Origin of the sequence: Yersinia sp. 1252 StPb PI (genome assembly GCF_048593885.1) — a bacterium.
Classification (GTDB): domain Bacteria; phylum Pseudomonadota; class Gammaproteobacteria; order Enterobacterales; family Enterobacteriaceae; genus Yersinia; species Yersinia enterocolitica_E.
The window spans coordinates 1-3,773 of sequence record NZ_JAZGQE010000280.1; the positions used below are offsets into that span (position 1 = coordinate 1).

Below are 3,773 nucleotides of genomic sequence, written 5' to 3' on the forward strand. Positions count from 1 at the left end.
TGTTACAGTCTTAAGGTAAATAAATTCCACGGGTGGATAATTTAGTGTTCTCTCTTTTTTATTACTCACCATCAAGTCGTTTTCTCTTTTTAGCATCGCTAATATCCATACTTATCCATCACTGAAATAAATGAATCTATCGAAAACAACATGGAAAAAAATATAAAATCAGTATTTAGTCGTATTACTGTCACATTAGTAAATATGATGATTCCGTGGCAGAGATAGATACAGAATTGAAATGCTGATGACAATGTAGGGTATTGGATAAGTGAAAGAGGAGCTAACAAAAGCCAGCTCCTCCTTTTGTACAATTACTTTTGGGTCAGTAGGAACTTAACGACATCCGCATACTGTTTAACATAGGTATCCATTGAGCTGGTATCCATGCCATCATTCTTAATCATATATTTGCCATTAACAAACATGGCTGGCACACCACGTAATTGTAAATCTTCAGCCGCTTTTTGTTGTTGAGCAACCAGTGATTTAACGACAAAACTATTTAATGCCGCATCATAATCTTCGCCACTCACACCCGCTTTAATAAAGACATTACGAATATCATCAGGGGTTTGAACAGTTTGTGTTTTCTGTACACCTTCAAACATCAGTGGGGTGATTTTTTCCTCAACGCCCAATGCCATGGCAACAGCCCATGCCTGAGTCAATTGCTTACCTAATGGCCCAAGGAACTCAACATGGTATCGAGTCATTTTTGTCCCTTCTGGCAGTGCTTTTTTTACTGCCTGAGGGATATGATAAACTTCTTCAAACTGAAAGCAGTGCGGGCAATAGAAAGAGAAAAACTCTAAAACCTGAGGCTCACCCGTTACTGGTTTATTTAACGTCTGGTACTGGGTTCCATCCGTAAACTGTGCGGCAGATGCACTGAATGCCATCACCATGCCAACGAGAGCTAACCATACATTTTTCATACTATAACAATCTCCATTATCTTAGCTTTAGTACATTGGCATCAGCTGCAAAGGGGGTACCTGCAACAGCTTAACCTGTTCTGTAAATGATGCAGTCTGCTGTAACCAAAAATCAGACTCCGCCATCCACGGAAAACTTTTCGGAAATGCAGGGTCCTGCCAACGTCTGGCGACCCATGCAAGGTAATAAACCATGCGCATTGCGCGTAAAGGTTCAATCAATGCAAGTTCACGCTGATCAAAATCAGCAAACTCACCATAAGCTTCCAGCAAGATATCCAACTGGATCAATTGCTCTCTGCGCTCGCCGTGTAATAACATCCACAAATCCTGAACCGCCGGACCATTTCTGGCATCATCCAAATCGACGAACATTGGCCCATCACGCCACAAAATATTACCAGGATGGCAATCACCATGTAGCCGCAACGGCTGCCAATCGGTGTGCCAATACTGCTTAATGGTGGCGATCAACAGATCGGTTGCCGCCAGAAACTTGTCTTTCTGTTTTGCCGGCACTAACACACTGCTGGCCAGTAACTGACGTGGCTCGGTCAGATATTCCTCAATATCCATCGTTGGCCGGGCAACAAAAAGTCCATCGCTACCCACCTGATGAATTCTGCCGAGAAAACGGCCCACCCACTCCAGTTGATCAAGATTGTCTATTTCATATTGCCGCCCACCGACACTTGGGAACACAGCAAAGAAAAAGCCGCCATGAGTATGCAAAGTTTCGCCGTTTAGTGCTAATGGGGCGATAACCGGAATCTCCGATTCTGCCAAATCAAGCGAGAACCGATGTTCCTCGATAATTTGTTCACTGCTCCAACGCTCGGGGCGATAAAACTTCACCACATACCGTTTACGATCTTCATCCATAAACTGATAGACGCGGTTCTCATAACTATTAAGCGCGGTTAACCCTGAATCCACCCGTAACCCTACAGCCTCAAGGGCGTCCATAATCAGGTCTGGAGACAAAGTCTGAAAATTAAAAGCAGAATTGTTCATAACAACATTCAGTCTGTATAAGTAACAGCGGCGCGCTGAGAATAAGAAATAGTATCATTAAAGCCCCCTCCCTACGCAGACAGGAGTGTGACTAATCTTTAATGATGCCACGAGCTCTCAATAATGCTGTTTTAAAATCCTCTTCATAATCCTTTTTCAGTCCTGGAATCACTTCCGTTGATGCCGAGCCACGCATTTTCAGATGATAAATAAGAATATCGTCTGTCAAATCTGCGAAATTACCTTCAAAACCAGCTTCCTCTGACAATTTTTGTAAAAACTGCACCAGATTTAAATCAGGTTCTTGCTGCCAGGCCGGATGTAAAAGCTCAATCAGTTCATTAACACGATGACATTTCATAGCGAAGTTATCCTATTCAAAAATATGCTGACAAAGTAGCAGGGATATTCACACAGGGAAAGAGAGCCTATTGTCAATAAAAGTAAATCCTGACCTGTTCACCTATTTGAAGATACAATCCCATAGTCAGTTTAATACCGTGGAGTGATGGAAATGCGACCTAATATTACAGGCGTTATTCTTGCTGGAGGCCTTTCGTCCAGAATGGGCGGGAATGATAAAGGATTAATCTCCCTAAATGGAAAGCCACTGTATCGACATGTGATTGATAGATTAAGACCGCAGGTTGAGAACTTACTGATTAATGCTAATCGTAACCAAGCCCTCTATCAACAAAGTGGCGTTCCCGTCATTAACGATATCATTACTGGCTTTGTAGGCCCATTGGCTGGCATGCATGCTGGATTAAGCCATTCAACTACCGAATGGGTTGTCTTTGCTCCCTGTGACGTTCCTATGCTTCCACTTAATCTGGTTTCTCAACTCTGGCAGTCAAAAGGGCAGGCTCTTGCTGCTTATGTTAGTGATAGCAAGCGTGAGCATCCAACATTAGCTTTAATGCATGTTAGTCTTAAGCCAACGCTAGCAAGGTATCTGGCAAAAGGGGATCGTAAGTTAATGATATTTATGACGAGTATCAATGCGCAAAGAGTGGTATTCAATGGGCAACTCAATCAATTCAGTAACCTAAATACTCCCGCAGATTGCGAGTTATGGGAACAAGCTAAAAGAGAGCCATTATGAGCAGCAAGACGCCCCCGTTACTCGGTATAGCCGCGTACAGTGGTACAGGAAAAACAACCTTACTAAAACACCTGATCCCCTTACTTCAACAGCGCCAAATCCGCGTTGGCTTAATCAAACATACTCATCACAATATGGAAATTGATACACCGGGCAAAGACAGTTATGAATTGCGTAAAGCTGGAGCCCATCAAACGTTAGTTGCCAGTGATTGCCGCTGGGCATTAATGACAGAAACGCCAGAACAGCCGCCGATGGATCTTCACTATCTGGCTAGTCGATTAGATACATCAACTATCGATTTGATTTTGGTTGAGGGTTTTAAGCACGAGCCGATCAGCAAAATTGCTCTTTATAGAGCAGCTGTAGGTAAGCCTTTCGCTGGTTTGATTGATGAATACGTTATCGCTTTGGCAAGTGACGAGCCGATAGATACTGTAGTAAAGCAATTAGATATTAATCAACCAGATCAGATCGCAGAGTTTATTTATAACTGGCTCAAGATGGATCAGTCAGAGCTATAAAAACAAAAAAAAGCCACCTATCAAGGTAGCCTTCTGTTTTCATCATCGCTGTGACGGCCGGATTTGACTCACCTGCTCCTGCAATATTTGACTCATCTCACTATGAACCCTGCGACGCAACCACTCTAAGGTCACTATTTATACATATTTCACTATTCTGCCCATAGCAAAAACCCCACGCTTTTGGCATGG

Annotated in this window: 5 protein-coding genes; 2 read left to right on the top strand and 3 right to left on the bottom strand. The window is 43.0% G+C overall.

What is annotated here, in order from left to right; translation table 11 throughout:
* Positions 1-314: 314 nt before the first annotated feature.
* The 3 genes from dsbA to V2A85_RS22530 all read right to left on the bottom strand — a co-directional run bounded on the left by dsbA (position 315) and on the right by V2A85_RS22530 (position 2,313).
* Positions 315-938, bottom strand: coding sequence for a thiol:disulfide interchange protein DsbA (dsbA, locus tag V2A85_RS22520; RefSeq protein ID WP_083161621.1), 624 nt, complete (start codon positions 936-938; stop codon positions 315-317).
* 27 nt (positions 939-965) lie between these two features.
* Positions 966-1,952, bottom strand: coding sequence for a serine/threonine protein kinase (locus V2A85_RS22525; RefSeq protein WP_372560165.1), 987 nt, complete (start codon positions 1,950-1,952; stop codon positions 966-968).
* 91 nt (positions 1,953-2,043) lie between these two features.
* On the bottom strand, positions 2,044-2,313 hold the full coding sequence (locus V2A85_RS22530; protein ID WP_083161617.1) for a YihD family protein: 270 nt from the start codon (positions 2,311-2,313) through the stop codon (positions 2,044-2,046).
* A gap of 153 nt (positions 2,314-2,466) precedes the next feature.
* Between V2A85_RS22530 and mobA the strand changes: the two genes are divergently transcribed.
* Entirely contained in the window at positions 2,467-3,057 is a 591-nt protein-coding gene (gene mobA / locus V2A85_RS22535) for a molybdenum cofactor guanylyltransferase MobA (RefSeq protein ID WP_372560166.1), read from the top strand.
* The gene (gene mobB / locus V2A85_RS22540) at positions 3,054-3,581 is read left to right on the top strand and encodes a molybdopterin-guanine dinucleotide biosynthesis protein MobB (protein ID WP_372560167.1); all 528 of its coding nucleotides are present in this window, start codon (positions 3,054-3,056) and stop codon (positions 3,579-3,581) included. The genes mobA and mobB overlap by 4 nt, the downstream gene beginning before the upstream one ends.
* Positions 3,582-3,773: the final 192 nt, after the last annotated feature.